Annotated in this window: 16 protein-coding genes; 13 read left to right on the top strand and 3 right to left on the bottom strand. The window is 73.1% G+C overall.

All coding sequences use genetic code 11. The annotated features are described in order from the left end of the window. Positions 1 to 25 precede the first annotated feature (25 nt). The 3 genes from EXE59_RS20840 to EXE59_RS20830 all read left to right on the top strand — a co-directional run bounded on the left by EXE59_RS20840 (position 26) and on the right by EXE59_RS20830 (position 2,591). Positions 26 to 784: a methyltransferase domain-containing protein gene (locus tag EXE59_RS20840; RefSeq protein WP_135840612.1), complete on the top strand. Its 759-nt coding sequence runs from the start codon at positions 26 to 28 to the stop codon at positions 782 to 784. Between the two features lie 63 nt (positions 785 to 847). Further along, positions 848 to 2,017, top strand: coding sequence for a DNA polymerase IV (dinB, locus tag EXE59_RS20835; protein ID WP_246056955.1), 1,170 nt, complete (start codon positions 848 to 850; stop codon positions 2,015 to 2,017). 127 nt (positions 2,018 to 2,144) lie between these two features. Continuing rightward, positions 2,145 to 2,591 carry a DUF3040 domain-containing protein gene (locus tag EXE59_RS20830; RefSeq protein WP_135840611.1) on the top strand — a complete coding sequence of 149 codons (447 nt, stop codon included), beginning with the start codon at positions 2,145 to 2,147 and terminating at the stop codon, positions 2,589 to 2,591. Positions 2,592 to 2,664: 73 nt separating this feature from the next. On the opposite strand, the gene EXE59_RS20825 is transcribed toward EXE59_RS20830, so the two are convergent. From EXE59_RS20825 to EXE59_RS20815, 3 genes are read right to left on the bottom strand one after another with little or no spacing between them, the layout of a single operon-like run. After that, complete coding sequence (locus tag EXE59_RS20825; protein WP_135840610.1) at positions 2,665 to 5,031, bottom strand: transglutaminase TgpA family protein; 2,367 nt, start codon at positions 5,029 to 5,031, stop codon at positions 2,665 to 2,667. Next, entirely contained in the window at positions 5,028 to 6,296 is a 1,269-nt protein-coding gene (locus tag EXE59_RS20820; RefSeq protein WP_135840609.1) for a DUF58 domain-containing protein, read from the bottom strand. The genes EXE59_RS20825 and EXE59_RS20820 overlap by 4 nt, the downstream gene beginning before the upstream one ends. Next, positions 6,289 to 7,284, bottom strand: coding sequence for an AAA family ATPase (locus EXE59_RS20815; RefSeq protein ID WP_135840608.1), 996 nt, complete (start codon positions 7,282 to 7,284; stop codon positions 6,289 to 6,291). The genes EXE59_RS20820 and EXE59_RS20815 overlap by 8 nt, the downstream gene beginning before the upstream one ends. Positions 7,285 to 7,638: 354 nt before the next feature. On the opposite strand from EXE59_RS20815, the gene mraZ reads away from it, so the two are divergent. The 10 genes from mraZ to ftsW all read left to right on the top strand — a co-directional run bounded on the left by mraZ (position 7,639) and on the right by ftsW (position 18,836). Then, complete coding sequence (mraZ, locus tag EXE59_RS20810) at positions 7,639 to 8,067, top strand: division/cell wall cluster transcriptional repressor MraZ (RefSeq protein ID WP_056607086.1); 429 nt, start codon at positions 7,639 to 7,641, stop codon at positions 8,065 to 8,067. Positions 8,068 to 8,350: 283 nt separating this feature from the next. Then, positions 8,351 to 8,512: a hypothetical protein gene (locus EXE59_RS23965; protein WP_168218621.1), complete on the top strand. Its 162-nt coding sequence runs from the start codon at positions 8,351 to 8,353 to the stop codon at positions 8,510 to 8,512. Positions 8,513 to 8,516: 4 nt separating this feature from the next. Further along, complete coding sequence (gene rsmH, locus EXE59_RS20805) at positions 8,517 to 9,503, top strand: 16S rRNA (cytosine(1402)-N(4))-methyltransferase RsmH (RefSeq protein ID WP_135840607.1); 987 nt, start codon at positions 8,517 to 8,519, stop codon at positions 9,501 to 9,503. Beyond that, the gene (gene ftsL / locus EXE59_RS20800) at positions 9,500 to 10,075 is read left to right on the top strand and encodes a cell division protein FtsL (protein ID WP_135840606.1); all 576 of its coding nucleotides are present in this window, start codon (positions 9,500 to 9,502) and stop codon (positions 10,073 to 10,075) included. Before rsmH ends, ftsL begins: the two co-directional genes overlap by 4 nt. 88 nt (positions 10,076 to 10,163) lie before the next feature. Then, the gene (locus tag EXE59_RS20795; RefSeq protein WP_246056953.1) at positions 10,164 to 11,939 is read left to right on the top strand and encodes a peptidoglycan D,D-transpeptidase FtsI family protein; all 1,776 of its coding nucleotides are present in this window, start codon (positions 10,164 to 10,166) and stop codon (positions 11,937 to 11,939) included. 17 nt (positions 11,940 to 11,956) lie between these two features. Next, positions 11,957 to 13,504 carry a UDP-N-acetylmuramoyl-L-alanyl-D-glutamate--2,6-diaminopimelate ligase gene (locus tag EXE59_RS20790; protein ID WP_246056951.1) on the top strand — a complete coding sequence of 516 codons (1,548 nt, stop codon included), beginning with the start codon at positions 11,957 to 11,959 and terminating at the stop codon, positions 13,502 to 13,504. Next, on the top strand, positions 13,501 to 14,919 hold the full coding sequence (locus tag EXE59_RS20785) for a UDP-N-acetylmuramoyl-tripeptide--D-alanyl-D-alanine ligase (protein ID WP_135840605.1): 1,419 nt from the start codon (positions 13,501 to 13,503) through the stop codon (positions 14,917 to 14,919). Before EXE59_RS20790 ends, EXE59_RS20785 begins: the two co-directional genes overlap by 4 nt. Further along, positions 14,916 to 16,028 carry a phospho-N-acetylmuramoyl-pentapeptide-transferase gene (gene mraY, locus EXE59_RS20780; protein WP_135840604.1) on the top strand — a complete coding sequence of 371 codons (1,113 nt, stop codon included), beginning with the start codon at positions 14,916 to 14,918 and terminating at the stop codon, positions 16,026 to 16,028. The genes EXE59_RS20785 and mraY overlap by 4 nt, the downstream gene beginning before the upstream one ends. A gap of 26 nt (positions 16,029 to 16,054) precedes the next feature. Continuing rightward, positions 16,055 to 17,506: a UDP-N-acetylmuramoyl-L-alanine--D-glutamate ligase gene (gene murD / locus EXE59_RS20775; protein ID WP_246056950.1), complete on the top strand. Its 1,452-nt coding sequence runs from the start codon at positions 16,055 to 16,057 to the stop codon at positions 17,504 to 17,506. 25 nt (positions 17,507 to 17,531) lie between these two features. Further along, positions 17,532 to 18,836 (top strand): putative lipid II flippase FtsW, encoded by a 1,305-nt coding sequence (gene ftsW, locus EXE59_RS20770; RefSeq protein ID WP_246056948.1) that lies wholly within the window; start codon positions 17,532 to 17,534, stop codon positions 18,834 to 18,836. Positions 18,837 to 18,844 lie beyond the last annotated feature (8 nt).

The raw sequence follows: 18,844 nt of genomic DNA, 5'->3' as shown, positions 1-18,844 counted from the left end.
CCCCCCACGCACTAGGGTTGGGCCCATGCAGCCTCCCGCCACCGCCTCTGCCAGCGAGCGCCGCCAGTCGGTCCGGGCCGGAGTGGTGTGGGACGGCGTACGCCGCCTCCTCGAGGCTCCCGGGGCGTTCCACGACCAGCAGGCCCGCATCGTCGACGTCGGTGGTGGCACCGGAGGGTTCGCCGTCCCGCTGGCCGAGCTCGGGCACTCGGTCCAGGTCATCGACCCCAGCCCCGACGCCCTCGCCTCGCTCGACCGTCGCGCCCGCGAAGGCGGCGTGGCCGACCGCGTCACCGGCCAGCAGGGTGACCTCGACGACCTCGCGCGCCTGGTCGACGACGCCGATCTCGTCCTGTGCCACGGCGTGCTCGAGATGGTCGACGACCCGGCAGCCTCCCTGGCGGCGATCGCCGGCGCGCTGCGTCCCGGCGGTCACCTCAGCCTGCTCGTCGCGCAGCGCCACGCAGCCGTGGTGGCCCGAGCGATGGCCGGCCACTTCCAGGCCGCGCGCGAGCTTCTCGACGGCGATGCGACGGCCCCGGCCGGCGGCCGGGGCGGCCGACGCTTCACCCACGACGAGGTCGTCGACCTCCTCGGTGCTGCGGGGCTGGAGCCGACGTCCGTGCACGCGGTGCGAGTCTTCTCCGACCTGGTGCCGGGCAGCCTCCTCGACCTCGAGCCCGGCGCGACCGCGGCCCTGGTCGAGCTCGAGCGTGCAGTCTCCACACGACCCGAGTACCTCCCCCTCGCGGCGCAGGTCCACGTCATCGCCCGCCGCCGCTGACCCCTCCGCCGCTGACCCGTCCGCCGGTGGCACCACCCCGTCACGCCCCGACGGGGGTGCGGCGTGACGGTGACACCGATCCTCCACGTCGACATGGACGCCTTCTACGCCTCCGTCGCGCTGCGCGAACGTCCTGACCTCGTCGACCAGCCGGTGGTGGTGGGCGGCAGCGGCCGGGGTGTCGTGCTCGCGGCCAACTACGTCGCTCGCCGCTACGGCGTCCGCTCGGCCCTGCCGATGACCCGCGTACGCCGCCTCTGTCCCCACGTCGTCGTGCTCGCGCCCGACTACGACACCTTCACGAGCGTGTCCGCCTCGGTGATGGAGACCTTCCGGGAGGTCACGCCGCTCGTCGAGGCGTTGTCGCTGGACGAGGCGTTCCTCGACGTCCGGGGCTCCACCCGTCGTCTCGGCCCGCCGGCGCGGATCGCCGAGCGGCTGCGGTCGACGATCCACGACGAACAGGGCATCACCTGCTCGGTGGGGGTGGCGGCGACGATCTCGGTCGCCAAGCTCGCCAGCCGTCGGGCCAAGCCAGACGGGGTGCTGGTGGTGCCGCCGGCCGAGGTGACCTCGTTCCTGCACCCGCTCGACGTCGGGGAGCTCTACGGCGTGGGGGAGAAGACCCAGGCGCTCCTCCACCGGTTCGGCCTGCTCACGGTCGGCGACGTCGCGCACACCCCGCTCGACACCCTCCAGCGTGCCGTCGGCCACCACCTCGGTCGCGAGCTGCACCACCTCGCCTGGGGCACCGACCGGGGCGAGCTGCACGTCAGCGCCGGACCGCACGAGCCGGAGAAGTCGATGGGCGCCGACGAGACCTTCGCGCGTGACACCGACGACCGCGACGTCATCGTCCGCGAGCTGCTGCGCCTCTCCGCCCGCGTCGCCGGGCGGATGCGCGCGGCCGGGGTTGCCGGACGGACGGTCACCATCAAGGTCCGCTTCGCCGACTTCACCACCATCACCCGCTCCCGGCCCCTCGGCGAGGCCACCGACGTCACGGTCGAGATCCATCGCGCCGCCACCCGCCTCTACGACCGGCTCGGCCTCCAGCGCGCCCGCCTGCGGCTGGTGGGCGTACGCGTCGAGGGCCTCGTCCCGCGCGCCACCGTGCACCACCAGCTGGAGCTCGGCGAGCCCGACCGCGGCTGGGCGGAGGCGGACCGCGCGGTCGACCGCGCGACCAGGCGGTTCGGGGCGGCCGCGGTGCGTCCGGCCAGCCTCGTCTAGCCCGGTGAGCGACGCGGCACCGCCCGGGTGGGGGGCTGCCCCCTGCGTCCGGGTGGAATTTTCGGGGGACGCCTACCGTGACTGGAAGAGCGTGCCTAGACTTGCGACAAGAAGGTGAGGAGGAACCGTGGAGCTCTCCGAGGAAGAACTGCGACTGCTCGAGCAGATGGAGCGCGCCCTCGTCGAGGAAGACCCGAAGCTCGCCTCCACGCTGCGCGGCACGTCGATCGCCCGCACGGCCCGCCGCCGGATGATCGCAGGCGGTGGCGTCGTCCTGGCCGGCATCGGCCTCCTCATCGTCGCCGTGCTGCTCGACCTCACCTCCGTCCTCCAGACCGTGGTCGGCGTGGCGGGCTTCGTGATCATGCTGGGCGGTGCGATCCTCGCCCTCACGTCCGCGCGCACGCCGGGCCGCCCAGCCCCCAAGGTGCGGTCGTCGGGTCGCACCGGCTTCGGCGTCGTCGACGGCGGCCGCCAGCACCGCCCCGGCCGACAGGGCCGGCAGCGCTCCGGCGCTCCCTTCATGGAGCGCATGGAGGAGCGGTGGCGTCGACGCCGCGAGCGCGGCTTCTGAGCTTCCGCTCCATCACTCGACGCCCCGGCCCACGGACCGGGGCGTTCGTTCGCCTGCGCCCCGGCGGCCTGGCTCAGCCGACGAGCTCGTCGACCGACCGGCCGGCCTCCTCGGCGGTGGCGTCGCTCCGGGACTGACCCGTACGGGTGCGCGAGCGCCACGACGTACGGTGGCCCACCACCGAGGCGGGCCACCACGCGGCACGCCGCACCTCGCGCGGCGTGACTCCCGCGGCCAGCGCGTCCTCGACGAGCGTGAGGTCGTCGGCGAAGCGGTCGGCGGTGAAGGTCTCCGGGTCGCGTGCGTAGCGACTGTGCTCGAGGGCCGCGACCAGCCGGTCGAGGGCGTCCGCAGCCTCCGGGGCCTGGTCGCGGCCGCGCCGGGGTCGGTCGGGCCGTGAGGCGTCGTGGACGGGCGCCGCGAGGAGCCGGCCGAGCCAGTCGCCGGCGCGGCGCGGTGAGCGGCCGTCGGGCCACGCGTGCCCCAGGTCGCGGACGACGTCGCGCAGCTCGACCCACAGGTCCTCGATGTCGCCGGCCAGGCGGCGCCGGCGGCGCGCGGCGCGCACCAGCCGGGGGCTCGTCAGCAGCAGGGCGACGACGCCCAGGCCGAGCAGCGCCGCCAGGACCGGGACCCACGGGATGGACGAGGTGTTCTCGTCGGCGGCCGCATCCTCGGCGTCGGCCTGCTCGCCGCGCTCGGGGAGGAGCTCGGTCGAGCTGTTGGCGCTGGGCGACGCGGTCTCGGGGACCGCCTCGAACTCGGCCTCGGTGTAGTCCGGCGGCTGGGTGGCGCGGGCCTGCGGTGTGGGCTCGAAGCGCACCCACCCGGAGCCGGGGAAGTAGAGCTCGGGCCACGCGTGCAGGTCGCGCGAGGAGAACTCCCACGACCCGTTGGTGGCGCGGTCGGGCTCGAGGAACCCCACTGCGACGCGGCTCGGGATGCCGATCACCCGCGCCATGATGGCCATCGAGGCCGCGAACTGCTCGCAGTAGCCGACGCGGTCGTCGAGGAACGCCAGCAGGTCGGCGCCGCCGTCCCCTGCCGACGGCACCTGGCCGATGTCGTAGCGGAATCCGCCGTCCTCGCGGAACCACCGCTGCAGCGCCTGGGCCTTCTGGAAGCGGGTGGGGGCGTCGGCGGTCACGGTCGCCGCGAGGCGCCGGATCTCGTTGTTGAGGGTGCTCGGCACCTCGGTGAAGATGCCGGCCACGGCGCCCGCACCGGAGACGGCGGAGTTCATCGAGTCGGCGTCGTAGGTCAGCTGGACGCCGGTGTAGTCGTACGTGCTGTCGGCGGTGGTGACGTCCTCGCGAGCCGCGATCACGTCGCGGGTGTTGAGGTCGTAGCGCCAGTCGGTGCTCGCAGCGATGCGCGACGTCTGCGCGGCGGTGGGCAGCCACGTGGAGCGGAAGTCCGGCCCGACGCGCACGTCGTACTTGAACTCGCGGCGCTGCACGTCGAGCCCGACGCCGTCGAGAGGGGGCAGTGCACCCGTGGCCGACTGCGACTCGGGGATCTCGCGGTCACCGGGCGTCCACTCCGAGCCGCTGAACCGGGAGAGCACGGTGTAGCGGAGGTAGCTCGGCCTGGGACCGGAGGTGGTGACCCACAGGAGCGGCACGTCGACGCCGCGGCGCAGGTCGCGACGCAGGTCCACCATCGGGTCCTGGACCTCGACCTCGCGGGTGCCGGGGCCGTTGCCCTCGAAGACGCTCATGCTCATCGTGGGCACGGCGGCGGGCACGACCACCGCCAGGGCGATGGCGGCCGTCCCCAGGGCGAGGGCGGTGTTGGCGATCGCGCCGGTGCGGACGGAGAAGGAGCCCTTCTCGCCGTCGGGGGCGCGCCCCCAGCTGGTGACGTGGTCGCTGTGCTGGAGGAACACCAGGGTGAGGAACAGCCCGGCGATCACGGCGAAGAGCCACCACGAGACCGGGTTGCCGGTGACGGCGACCGGCAGGGTGTACGCCGCCAGCAGGACGAGGCCGGCCACGGGCGCCCGGCGCAGGGTGCAGGCGATGACGTCGACGAGCAGCACCACCAGTGCGCCGCCGATGAGCAGCAGCGGGTGCACCGGTGGCACGCCGAGCTGGACGGGCGCGGCAAAGCTGCGCGACGTCTCGAGCGCGTCCTGGAGGGCGGCGACGAAGACGTCGACGTTGCCCGGGGTCGGAAGGGGCGAGCCTGTCGTGGTCCCGAGCACGAGCAGCGCGGCGACGACGAGCTGGGTGGCGATGATGCCGGCGGCGGGCAGCCGCTGCCACCGCGCCACCGCACCGGCCCCGGCGAGGACGACGCCGATGAGGAGGAGCGGGATGCCGACCCGCGCGAAGCCCTCGGTGAGCACGCGCCACGACAGGACGGTGGTCCAGCCGGCGAGGAGGGCGATGCCGGCCATTCGCAGCTGGTGGGGGAGCGTGCTCCACGGGGCGCTCATCGCGCGGCTCCCGCCGAGGCGGTCGCGCGGCTCTGGAGCAGGCCGAGCTCCTGCCAGGCCGTGTCGAGCCGGTCGCGCGGGCCCACGGTGATGGACCGCCAGCCGGTCGAGGTGAGGTGTGCGGCCGCGCCCGGTCCGGGCTGCACGGGCAGGTGCGGTGCCCAGGCGTCGACGTCGAGAGCGATCGCGAGGCTCGACGACGCGTGGTGCTGGAGACGGCGCAGGAACGGCAGGTCGGAATCGCCGAGCCCGCCGAAGATCCCGATGGTGAGGCCGCCGTGCCCGGGCTCGGCGAGCCACTGGGTGTCGGGGGCGGGGGAGTGGTCGAGCTGGACGACCGCGAGGGCCTCGAGCAGCGGGATCGTGCCGGCCCCTGCGGTGTGGGAGTGCCACTCGGTCTCGCGGCTGTCGCCGGACGCGGTGACCAGCCGCACGGTGTAGCCGTGGTGGGCGAGGTGGACGGCGATCGAGGCGGCCGCCGACACGGCGCCCTCCAGCGAGCTCGCCGCCCCCTGGCCGCGGTGCGAGGTGCCGCGGTTGTCGAGGAAGACGGTCGCGCGCGACTGCCAAGGCTGCTCCTCGCGCCGCACCATCAGCTCGCCCACGCGGGCCGAGCTGCGCCAGTGGACGCGACGGAGGTCATCCCCACGGCGGTACTCGCGGACCGTGACGTCCTCGGCGCTTCCGGTCGCGAACGCGCGGGGCCGGTTGTCGCCGGACCCGGTCCACGCGCCGCCCAGCGGGATGCTCGGCAGAGCGACGGTGCGCGGCGTGACCGTGAGCCGGGCGGTGGCGTGGAAGGTGCGCCCGAGCTCGACGAGCCCGAACGGGTCGGTCACCCGCACCGACATCGGGCCGATGTCGAACTGGCCGCGCAGCTCTGAGCGGACCTGGTAGGCCGCGTGGCGACGCCAGCCGTGGCCGAGCCCCTCGAGCACGAAGCGCGGTCGGGTGCCGAGGACGTAGGGGAGGCGCTCCTCGAGCAGCAGCACCCCCGTGGGCGTCCGCGACTCGTTGGAGACGGTGAGCTCGACGGTCGCCGGCTGCCCCGCGACGACGAGCTGCGGGGAGACCGTGCGCACCAGCGAGAGGCGGTAGCGGGAGCGGCCGACCCACCACGCGGTGAGCAGCGGCAGCACCGCGACGAGGACGCCGATCCGGACGACAGACGAGTGGCCGACGACGATCGCCGCGACGACCGTCGTGATGCCGGCGGCGAGGAACGCCCGTCCGCGGACGGTCAGGGCACCGAGTGCCTCACGCACGGCTGCCGCGGGTGTCGGGCGCCGTGGGCACGGGCACCGACTCGACGATCCCGGACAGGATCGCTGCGGTGGTGCGTCCGCTCATCGTCGCCTCGACGTTGGGCAGCAGCCGGTGCGCGAGGACCGGCGAGGTGATGCCGTGGATGTCGTCGGGGAGGACGTAGTCGCGACCCTGGGTCGCGGCGACCGCCTTGGCCGCCCGTACGAGGTGCAGCGTGGCGCGGGGCGAGGCGCCGAGGTGGAGGTCGTTGCTGGTGCGGGTGGCCGTGGTCAGGGCCACGGCGTAGCGCTGCACGGCCGACGACACGTGGACCCTGCCGACGATCTCGATCACCTTGCGGATCTCACCGGCGTCGGTGACGGGCTCGAGGTCGTCGAGCGGGTTGTGGGCTGTGTGACCCTCGAGCATCGCGATCTCGGCGGACTCCACGGGGTAGCCGACCGAGACCCGCGCCATGAACCGGTCGCGCTGGGCCTCGGGGAGCGCGTAGGTGCCCTCCATCTCGATGGGGTTCTGGGTGGCGATCACCATGAAGGGCTTCTCGAGCATGTAGGTCGCGTTGTCGACGGTGACCTGGCGCTCCTCCATGGCCTCGAGGAGCGCGGACTGGGTCTTGGGCGACGCGCGGTTGATCTCGTCGCCGACCACGATGTTGGCGAAGACCCCGCCGGGTCGGAACTCGAACTCGCGGGTGTCCTGGTTGAAGACCGAGACGCCGGTGACGTCGGAGGGCAGCAGGTCCGGCGTGAACTGGATGCGCCGCACGGAGCAGTCGATGCTGCGCGCAAGGGCCTTGCTCAGCTGGGTCTTGCCGACTCCGGGCACGTCCTCGATGAGCAGGTGGCCCTCGGCGAGCAGGACGACCAGTGCGGCGTTGACCACGTCCGGCTTGCCGGCGATGACCCGCTCGATGTTCTGGCGCACGGCGCCGGTCACCCGGCCCACGGTGTCCAGGTCGGGCGCCTGCCCGGAGAACCCTGTCGTCACGTCTGTTACGTCCCCTCGTCCGTCCTCGTCACGCTGAGAACACGGTATGTGGTGCGCGCAACATACACACCTGCTCGCACGGCTTTCCCCACTTCGCTCCACCACCCCTGGCCGCTGCTCCCCACCGGCGCTCCACCCGGGGTCCGGTCCGGCCGTCCTGAGCGTGGGAACGCGTCCGCTCCCGCTCGGCCGGCCCGATCGGCGGTCGCGAGCCGGCGGGTACGAGAGCCGCCGGATCACCGAAATTCACGCGTGAAACACGCTGAATCTGGTTGACGGTGGAGGAAAGTGGCGTACTGTGGGGCGAAGTGGGGGACAGGGTCGATCTGCCCGCCGAGCAAGGGGAGGTGCCGGATGTTCTTCGGCACCTACACGCCCAAGCTCGACGAGAAGGGCCGGCTCTTCCTCCCGGCGAAGTTCAGGGACGAGCTGACGGAGGGACTCGTGGTGACCAGGGGGCAGGAGCGCTGCCTCACCGTCTGGTCGCTGGAGGACTTCGGGAGGCTCACCGACCGGCTCCGAGAGGCGCCGGTCACGCAGAAGAACACCCGCGACTACGTCCGCATGCTGTTCGCCGCCGCCAGCCAGGAGGTGCCGGACAAGCAGGGGCGCATCAACATCCCGGCACCGCTGCGGGAGTACGCCTCGCTCCGCAAGGAGTGCGTCGTCATCGGATCGATGAACCGGATCGAGATCTGGGACCCGACCGCCTGGGCGACCTACTCCGAGGAGCAGGAGCAGAAGTTCTCCGAGCTCAGCGACGAGGTCTTCCCCGGCATCTGAACCACCCGCACCCGCACCGCCCGACAACTCCACAGCTGACGTCGCGACCCGCATCACCAGGTCTCGAGCCCGCTCCTCGCGTGGGCCATCTGGGGCACTTCCCCGGCACCAGAGGGCACTTCCCAGCGCAGGGGAGCGGGCAGGGACCTGGTGCGGCGGCTCACCCCGTGCCACACGACGGGGGGTGTCAGCCGCACCGCCAACGTCGGCACGCACGTCAGCAGCACACGTCAGCAGCACACGTCAGCAGCACACGCCAGCAGCAACAAGTGGGGTCGAGACCATGAGCACCACCCAGCCCTTGGGACGCACCGCCGCGGCACCGCCGCTGCGGGTGCGTGACCAGGCGCGCGAGGCGGCCGCCCTGATCGCGTTCTCCGCAGCCACGGCGTGCGGCCTCGCCCTGGCGCTCCTCCTGCTCACGCACCTGGGATCCCAGGGCTGAGCAGATGACGACTCCCCGCCACGCCCCGGTGCTCCTCGACCGGGTCGTCGCCCTGCTGACGCCTGCGCTCGAGTCCCCCGGCTCGGTCTACCTCGACTGCACCCTCGGCCTCGGCGGCCACAGCGAGGCCGTCCTCGAGCGACTCCCGCAGGCCCGCGTCATCGGGATCGACCGCGACCCCGAGGCCCTCCGGATGGCGAGCGAGCGGCTCGCCGCCCACGGCGACCGCTTCACCGCGGTGCACGCGGTCTACGACGAGCTGCCCGAGGTGGTCGCCTCGCTCGGCCTCGACCACGTCGACGCCGTCTTCTTCGACCTCGGCGTCTCCTCCATGCAGCTCGATGTCCGCGAGCGTGGCTTCGCCTACGCCGAGGACGCGCCGCTCGACATGCGGATGGACCCCACGACCGGGCAGACCGCTGCCGACCTCCTCAACACCGCGACCGCCCAGGAGCTCACCCGCATCCTGCGGGAGTACGGCGAGGAGAAGTTCGCCAGCAGGATCGCCCGCGAGGTGGTCCGCCGCCGGGAGACGACGCCGTTCTCCTCCAGCGCCGAGCTGGTCGAGCTGCTCTACGCGACGATCCCCGCGCCGGCACGTCGTACGGGCGGCCACCCGGCCAAGCGCACCTTCCAGGCCCTGCGGATGGCGGTCAACGACGAGCTCGCCGTGCTGCGCCGGGCCATCCCCGCCTCGATCGAGGTGATCGGGGTCGGTGGCCGCGTGGTCGTGGAGTCCTACCACTCCCTCGAGGACCGCCTGGTCAAGCGGGCCTTCGCCGACGCCACCCGCCTCGACGTGCCGCCGGACCTGCCGTTCGTGCCCGAGGGCGCCGAGCCCGCGCTTCGCCTGGTCACCCGGGGCGCGGAGCAGGCCGACGAGCACGAGATCGCCGAGAACCCCCGAGCCGCCTCCGTACGCCTGCGCGCCGTCGAGCGTGTCCGGCCTCGTCCAGCCACCCGCTCCACTTCCCCAGGAGTCGCCCGATGAGCAGTCCCGCCCTCCAGCCACGCACGCGCGTCACCCGCATCGCCCAGGAGGCCGTCGACCGGGCCCGCCTCACCGTGGTGCCGCGGGTGCGGAGCCGGGCGCCGCGGGTGCCGTTCGTGACGCTCGTGAGCCTGGTCCTCGTGGGTGGCATCGTCGGGCTGCTGCTGTTCAACACCTCGATGCAGCAGGCGTCGTTCGCGGCGTCGTCGCTGGAGAGCCAGGCCGACACGCTCGCCGCCCGCGAGCAGACGCTGCGCATGGAGCTCGACGAGCTCCGCGACCCGCAGCGGGTCGCGACGCAGGCCCAGCAGATGGGGATGGTCATCCCCTCCGCGCCCGTCTTCCTCGACCTCGAGTCGGGCAGGACGAGCGGCGTGCGCACGCCGGCCACCCGCGAGAACGCGATCCAGCTGCAACCGCCGGCGCCGATCAAGCCGGCCAACCTCGCTCCGGCGCCGATCGTCGTCGAGGTGCCCGCCACGCCGACGGCGGAGGAGCAGGCCGCGGCCGCAGCGGCCGCAGCGGAGCCGACCGGCCAGCAGGGCAAGCAGCGCAAGAACCGCGACCGCTGACGGCGCGGTCGCGCCGATCGACGCGATGACCGACCTAGATTGACGATCACGCCGCCTCCAGACCGGAGTCGGCAGGAGAGGGAGACCAGTGCCGAGCACCCGCACCAGGCGTGGCGCCTCGCGCGGCGCGCCGATGCTACGCCTGCGGATCGGCTTCGTCGTGATCGCGATGGCCCTCTCGTTCTTCGGCGCCCGGCTCGTGCAGCTGCAGGGCGTCGACCCGCAGTCGTACGCCGCCATGGCCGCTGCCGAGGGCGCGGCCCGGGTGACGCTCCCGGCCGAGCGCGGCGACATCCTCGACCGCAACGGCATCCCGCTCGCCGACTCGGTCAAGGGCAAGATGGTCATCGCCGACCCCGCTCTCACCGCCGACCGGGCACCCGAGCTCGCCACCCTCCTGTCGGAACGGCTCTCCATCGACTACTTCAAGGCACTCACCGCGCTGGAGGGTCGCAACGAGGGCAGCCGCTACGAGTACGTCGCCCGGCGGGTGCCGAGCACCCTCGCGGGCGACACGCTCGCCGCGGTCGAGGACGCCGGCTTCGAGGGCATCCGCCTCGAGGACGACCCGATCCGCGCCTATCCCGCGGGCGACGTGGCGGCCAACCTGCTCGGCTACATGGGCACCGACGAGCCGCTCGGCGGCTTCGAGCGCACCTTCGACAAGCAGCTCGCCGGTGTCGACGGCGAGGCCACCTGGCAGTCCAACTCCGGCAAGGGCGTACGGATCCCGCTGCGCGAGAGCACCCTCAAGGCAGCCCAGAACGGCGCTCCGCTGCGCACGACGATCGACCGCGACCTCCAGTGGTTCACCCAGAAGGTGCTGGCCCAGACCGTCCAGCAGTACCGCGCCGAGAGCGGTGCGGCCGTCGTCATGGACACCCGCACCGGCGAGGTCCTCGCGCTCGCCGACGTGCCCACCTTCGACGCCAACGAGCCCACCGAGGCGGCGTCCACCGACGACCTCGGCTCACGGGCGATGAGCGACACCTACGAGCCGGGCTCGGTCGAGAAGGTGCTCACCGCGGCCGCGCTCATCGACGCCGGCAAGGCCTTCCCGCGGCAGCGCTTCAAGGTCCCGCCGAACCTCGCTCGCCAGGACCGGGTCATCGGCGACTGGTTCGACCACGGCAACATCCGGCTGACCCTGGCCGGCATCATCGCGAAGTCGTCCAACATCGGCACCGTGCTCGCGGCCGACGCGTTCACGCCGGTGCAGCTCGTCGACTACCTCAACCGCTTCGGGCTCGGCCGGCGGACCGACATCGGTGTCCGCGGCGAGACCCCCGGCATCCTCACGCCCGGTGAGGCGATGACGTCGCAGACCAAGGACCGCGTGGCCTTCGGGCAGTCGCTGTCGGTCAACGTCGTCCAGATGGCCGCGGCGGTCAACACGATCGCCAACGGCGGCGTACGGGTCTCCCCGAGCGTGATCTCCGGCGCCGCGGTCACCGACGACGGCGTCACCGTCGGGACCGACGTCGCCACCCGCTCGCGCGTGGTGAGCAAGCAGGCGGCCCGCGCCACCGCGAAGATGATGGAGAAGGTCGTCGACCCCGAGGACGGCGTCGCGCCTCGCGCCCAGGTCCCGGGCTACCTCGTGGCCGGCAAGACCGGCACCGCGCAGCGCGTGGACCCCGAGTGCGGCTGCTACGACGGCAGCACGTCGCTGTCCTTCGGCGGGTTCGCCCCGGCCGACGACGCCCGCTTCACCGTCTACGTCGTGGTCCACGCCCCCAAGGTCGACGGCGGCGGCGGATCGGTGGCCGGTCCGGTGTTCTCGCGGATCATGGGCTACGTCCTCGGCCGCTACGGCGTGGAGCCGACCGGCGGCACGCCGTCGCGTCTCCCCGTCGAGTGGTGAGTCGATACGCTCGGCCGGTGGACCACGCAGCAGACCCGGGCAGCGCGACGCGCCCGCGCGTGGCCCCGTCGACCTCCGCCGCGGAGCTCGCCGACTGGCTGTCCACCGCCCTCCCGCCCGGCTCGGGCGTGGTCCGTCACGGCGACTTGGCCGTCGCCGTGTCCGGCCTCTCGCTGAGCACCGCACGCCTGCGGCCCGGTGACCTGTACGCCGCCCTCCCGGGTGCCCGGGCCCACGGCGCGGACTTCGCCGAGCAGGCGCTCGCTGCCGGCGCCGTGGGCGTGCTGACCGACGCCGCCGGTGCGGACCGGCTGCCGGAGGGCACGCCCGCGATCGTGGTGCCCGACCCGCGCCGCGTCCTCGGCCGCCTCGCCGCCCACCTCCACGGCGAGCCCGCCACGGGATTGCGGGTCATCGGCGTGACCGGCACGCAGGGCAAGACCACCACGACCCGCGTGCTCGAGCAGGGCCTCACCGCGGCGGGCGTGACGTCGGCCGTGATCGGCACGGTCGGCACGCGGATCGCCGGGGAGGACGTGAAGACCCAGCTCACCACGCCCGAGGCGCCCGACCTGCACGGCCTCTTCGCGGTGATGCGCGAGCGTGGCGTGGACACCTGTGCGATGGAGGTCTCCAGCCACGCGCTGGTGATGGGCCGGGTCGACGGGGTGGTCTTCGACGTGGCGGTGTTCCTCAACCTCGGTCGCGACCACCTCGACTTCCACGCCGACCTCGACGACTACTTCGCCGCCAAGGCCGGCCTCTTCACGCCGGAGCGCGCGGCGGTCGGCCTCACCAACCTCGACGACGACTTCGGCCGTCGGCTCCTCGACGTCGCCACGATCCCGATGGCGACCTACTCCTCGCGCGGTGCCGACGCCGACTGGCAGGCCGTCGACGTGGACCTCGGCCCGCACGGTGCGACCTTCACCGTCCGCGGCCCCGGGGTCGAGGTCCCCTCAGCGGTCCGCCTCCCCGGTGAGTTCAACGTCTCCAACGCCCTCGCAGCGATCGCGTCCGCCGCCCTCGCCGGCCTCGACCCGCGCCGGGTCGCGGACGGCATCGCGCAGGTCGGCGGCGTACCGGGTCGCCTCGAGCCGGTGTCGGCCGGGCAGGACTTCACCGTGGTCGTCGACTACGCCCACAAGCCCGACGCGCTGGAGGCCGTGCTCGCCACGCTGCGTCCGCTCACCGACGGCCAGGTCGTCGTGGTGGTCGGGGCGGGCGGTGACCGCGACACCTCGAAGCGACCGGTGATGGGGGAGATCGCCGGCCGGCTGGCCGACGTCGTGATCGTGACCGACGACAACCCCCGCACCGAGGACGCCGCCTCGATCCGCGCCGCCGTCCTGGCCGGGGCCGACGGCGCGACGGCGGAGGTCCTCGAGATCGGCGACCGCCGACTCGCGGTGCGCGAGGCCGTACGCCGTGCCCGTCCCGGCGACGTGGTGCTGATCGCCGGCAAGGGACACGAGACCGGCCAGGAGGTCGGCGGTGTGGTGCACCCGTTCGACGACCGGGTCGTCGCCGCCGAGGAGATCTCCGGGCTCGGGGGCGCGCGATGATCGAGATGAGCCTCGCCGAGGTCGCCGAGGTCGTCGGTGGCGTGGCCCACGGCACCGCGACCGTCACGGGGGCTGCGTTCGTCGACACCCGTACGCCGGAGACGGGCGGACTGTTCGTGGCGCTGGCGGGGGAGCGCGTCGACGGCCACGACTTCGCGTCGGCGGCCGGCGACGCCGGTGCCGTCGCGGTGCTGGGCAGCCGCCCGACCGAGCTGCCGACCGTCGTGGTCGACGACGTGACCGCCGCGCTGGGGCGACTGGCCCGCCACGTCGTGAGCCGGCTGCCCGACGTGGTGGTCCTCGCGATGACCGGGTCGCAGGGCAAGACCGGCACCAAGGACTACCTCGCCCACGTGCTGTCCGAGGCGGGCCCCACCGTGGCGACCCGGGGCAACTTCAACAACGAGCTCGGCGTACCGCTCACCGTCCTGCGCGCGACGCCCGAGACCCGCTACCTCGTCGTCGAGATGGGCGCCCGGGGCGTGGGCCACATCGCCGACCTCTGCCGGATCGCGCCGCCGCACGTCGCGGCCGTGCTCAACGTCGGCACCGCCCACATCGGCGAGTTCGGCGACCGCGAGGCGATCGCCCGTGCCAAGGGTGAGATCGTCGAGGCCCTGGCGGCCGACGGCACGGCCGTCCTCAACGCCGACGACGACCTGGTCGCCGCGATGGCCGCCCGCACGTCCGCCACCGTGACCACCTTCGGCGACGGCTCGGCCGGGCACCCACCCGACGTGTCGGTGAGCGAGGTGACCACCGACGAGATCGGCCGCCAGTCCTTCGAGCTCGCGCACCGGGGGTCCTACGCCACGGTCCATCTCGCCCAGGTCGGCGCCTTCCAGTGGCGCAACGCCGCGGCGGCGGCGGCGATGGCGCTCGCCGCCGGCCTCGACCTCGACACCGTGGCCGACTCGCTCGCCGACGCCGGACCGGCCAGCCGCTGGCGGATGGAGCTCACTGAGCGCGCCGACGGCCTCGTGGTGGTCAACGACGCCTACAACGCGAACCCCGAGTCCATGCGCGCCGCCCTCGAGACCCTCGCCGGCATCGGCTCGCGCAGCGGTCGGCGTACGGTCGCGGTGCTCGGCGAGATGCGCGAGCTCGGCGACGAGGCGGCCGCCGCCCACCACGGCGTCGGGGCCTACGCGGCGGACGTCGGCGTCGACGTCCTCGTCGCGGTCGGGCCCGCCGCCGCCGCGATCGCCGACGGGTTCAGGGAGGGCTCCGGAGCGGGCGGCACGGGCCGGGTGACCATCCCCACGGCGGGGCGTGGCGAGGCTGCCGACTGGCTGCGGCACAATGTCTCGGCTGCTGATGTCGTCCTCGTGAAGGCATCGAGGGGGGCGGCGCTGGAACTGATCGCCGACGACCTCCTCACCCGGGGCGGCAACGAAGGGAGCACCACGAGATGAGAGCCATCCTGTTCGGAGGAGGACTCTCCCTGCTGATCTCGCTGCTCGGCACGCGCTACGCGATCCGCTTCTTCACGCGCCAGGGGTTCGGCCAGCCGATCCGTGACGACGGCCCCACGACCCACCACACCAAGCGGGGCACGCCCACCATGGGTGGCGCGGTGATCATCCTCGCCACGGTGATCGGCTACTTCGCGGCCAAGCTGATCACCCAGACGGCGCCGACGGCCTCCGCGCTGCTGCTGCTCTTCCTGCTCGTCGGCATCGGCGCGGTCGGGTTCCTCGACGACTTCCTCAAGGTCAGCCGCCAGCACAACCTCGGCCTGCGCAGCCGCGCGAAGATGATCGGCCAGACCGTCGTCGGCCTGGTCTTCGGCTTCCTCGCACTCTCGCCCGCGCTCGAGGACGAGCGCGGCTGGCGACCGGCCTCCGACCATCTCTCCTTCATCCGCGACTACGAGGGCATCACGCTCCCCGCCGTCGTGGCGATCCTGCTGATCTGGCTCATCGTGACCGGTGCGAGCAACGCGGTGAACCTCGCCGACGGCCTCGACGGCCTCGCGGGCGGCGCCTCGATCCTGGTGTTCGCGGCCTACACGCTGGTCAACATCTGGCAGAACAGCCAGTCGTGCGCCCTCGAGGCCGGGCCCAAGTGCTACGAGGTCCGCGACCCGCTCGACCTCGCCGTGGTCGCCGCCGCCATCACCGGCGCCTGCTTCGGCTTCCTCTGGTGGAACGCCTCGCCCGCCCAGATCATGATGGGCGACACCGGCTCGCTGGCGCTCGGCGCGGCGATGGCCGGCTTCGCGATCATGACCCGCACCGAGCTGCTGCTCGTGATCATCGGCGGGCTGTTCGTCGCGATCACCGTCTCGGTGATGATCCAGGTCTCGGTCTTCAAGCTGAGCCGGGCCAGCGGTCTCTTCCGGAGCGTCTTCCGCGTCCAACCCGGCTACCGCGTCTTCCGGATGACGCCGCTGCACCACCACTTCGAGATGCTCGGCTGGGAGCAGGTCACCATCGTGATCCGCTTCTGGATCGTCACCGGCCTCGCGGTCGCCACGGGCCTCGGCATCTTCTACGCCGAGTGGGTCGCCGGAATCGGATGACGATGGCACCTGATGTCCTCTCCTTGATGCGCACCAGCGACTGGTCCGGCGTACGCGTCGTCGTCGCCGGCTTCGGCGTCTCGGGCTTCGCCGCCGCCGACAACCTGCTCTTCCTCGGCGCGCAGGTGACCGCGCTCGACGAGTCCACGAGCGAGGAGAAGGCCGAGAAGGCCGGCCTGCTCGAGACCCTCGGCGCCACGATCCGACTCGAGCCGGGCGCCACCGCGGTGCTGCCCGACGACACCGACCTCGTCATCACGTCGCCCGGGTGGCGGCCGGACGCCCCGCTGCTGGCCCAGGCGGTCGAGCGCGGCGTCCCCGTGTGGGGCGAGGTCGAGCTCGCCTGGCGGCTGCGCGACCCCGAGCGTCCCGCGCCCTGGCTCGCGGTCACCGGCACCAACGGCAAGACGACCACCGTGCAGATGCTGCAGTCGATCCTGACCGCGGCCGGCCTGCGCGCCGCCGCGGTCGGCAACGTCGGCCTGCCGATCGTCGAGGCCGTGATGGACCCCGAGCCCTATGACGTCCTCGCCGTCGAGCTGTCCAGCTTCCAGCTGCACTACACGCACTCGATGTCCGCGGAGTCGGCCGTGGTGCTCAACGTCGCCGAGGACCACCTCGACTGGTACGACGACGAGCCCGGGGGACCGACCGGGATGCAGGCGTACGCCGCCGACAAGGCGCGCATCTACGAGCGGGTGCAGCGCGCGTGCGTCCACAACCTCGCCGATCCCGCCACCGAGGCGATGGTCCGCGAGGCCGACGTCGTCGAGGGCGCGCGCGCCGTCGGCTTCACCCTCGGCATGCCGGCGCCCGGCGACCTCGGTGTCGTCGAGGACCTCCTCGTCGACCGGGCCTTCATCGAGGAGCGCGCCACCAGCGCCGCCGAGCTGTGCACGCTGGCCGACCTGGCCTCGCCCGCACCCCACTTCGTCGCCAACGCCCTCGCTGCCGCGGCCCTCGCCCGTGCCCACGGCGTGAGCCAGCAGGCCGTCCGTGACGGGTTGCGCGCCTTCCGCCCCGACGGCCACCGCATCGCCCACGTCGCCGAGGCCGACGGGGTCACGTGGATCGACGACTCCAAGGCCACCAACCCGCACGCCGCCCAGTCCTCGCTCTCGGCCTTCGAGCACGTGGTGTGGGTGGCCGGCGGGCTCGCCAAGGGTGCGCGCTTCGACGACCTCGTCGTCGCCGCGCGCGAGCGGCTGCGCGGCGTCGTCCTGCTCGGCCGGGACCGCCACGTCGTGGCCGACGCACTTTCGCGACACGCGCCCGATGTGCCGGTCATCGATGTGGGCGCCGACGAGACTGGTGATCCGATGGAGCGCGTGGTCGACGCGGCCGCCGGGCTCGCCAGGTCCGGTGACACGGTGTTGCTCGCGCCGGGCTGCGCCTCCATGGACATGTTCACCAGCTACGGCGCCCGCGGCGACGCGTTCGCGGCCGCCGTGCACCGACGGATCGCCCGCACCGACTAGCCGCCACACGAGGGGAGCGCGAGGAGTGACCACCGCGAACCCCGAGGACGTCGAGGGCACGCCCGACCGTGGCCGTCCGCCTCTCGGCTCGGGCGTGGTCGCGGCCTGGCAGGGCGTACGCGACACCGTCGTCGGTGGCTGGCGTGCGCTGCGCGAGGCGGTCGACAAGCCGCTCGCCTCCTACTACCTGCTGCTCGGGGCGTCCGCGCTGCTGCTCACCATCGGCCTGATCATGGTGCTGAGCGCCTCCAGCGTGCACGCCTGGACGACCTACGACGACTCCTACGCCGTGGTGAAGCGGCAGCTGATGTGGGTCGCCCTCGGTGTGCCCGCGGCCTGGGTGGCGTCCCGGATCCCCGTCCGGCACGTACGCCGCCTGGCCTATCCCGGCTTCCTCGTCGCCCTGGTGCTGCTGGGCCTGGTCGCCCGCTTCGGCGTGATCATCAACGGCAACAAGAACTGGCTGGCACTCGGCCCGGTCAACATCCAGCCCGCCGAGATCGCCAAGCTGGCGATCATCCTGTGGGCCGCCAACATCTACGCCCACAAGGAGCGTCGCCTGCGCGAGCTCCACCACCTGCTCGTGCCGGTGGTGCCAGGGCTGTTCGCGGTGATCGCGCTGGTGCTCGTCGGGCGCGACCTCGGCACCGCGCTGGTCCTCGCCGCGATCCTGCTCGGCATGCTGTGGGTGGTCGGCGCGCCACTCAGGCTCTTCGGGCTGAGCCTGTCCGTGCTCGGCGTCGCGGCCGTCGCGCTCGCCGCCACCGACCCCGAGCGGCTCAACCGCATCACGCACTTCACCGACCCGTTCAAGGACTACACCGACGCCGGCTGGCAGCCCGCACACGGTCTCTACGCCCTGTCGAGCGGCGGCTGGTTCGGTCAGGGGATCGGCGCCTCCACGCAGAAGTGGGGTGACCTGCCCGAGGCCCACACCGACTTCATCTTCGCGGTGCTCGGCGAGGAGCTCGGCCTCGTCGGCACCCTCCTCGTGATCGCGCTGTTCTTCACCATCGCCTACGCCGCCATCCGGGTCGCGCTCAGCACCCGGGACCCGTTCGTCCGCTACGCCACCTTCGGGATCGTGGTGTGGCTGCTGGGCCAGATGATCATCAACGTCGGGATGGTGCTCGCCGTGCTGCCCGTCATCGGCATCCCGCTGCCGATCGTGTCCTACGGCGGCTCGGCCCTGCTGCCGTCACTGGTGGCCCTCGGCCTCCTCATCGGCTTCGCCCGCCGCGAGCCGGAGGCGGCCGCCGCCCTCGCGGCGCGGCGCCGTGATCGCTCCGCGGGCCTCTCCGCTGCTCCTTCCTTCGACCGCTCTCGATAGATTCACCC

Origin of the sequence: Nocardioides eburneiflavus, assembly GCF_004785795.1 — a bacterium.
Classification (GTDB): Bacteria; Actinomycetota; Actinomycetes; order Propionibacteriales; family Nocardioidaceae; genus Nocardioides; species Nocardioides eburneiflavus.
Note: the sequence above shows the minus strand (reverse complement) of the source record. Positions and strands in the feature narration are given on the sequence as shown.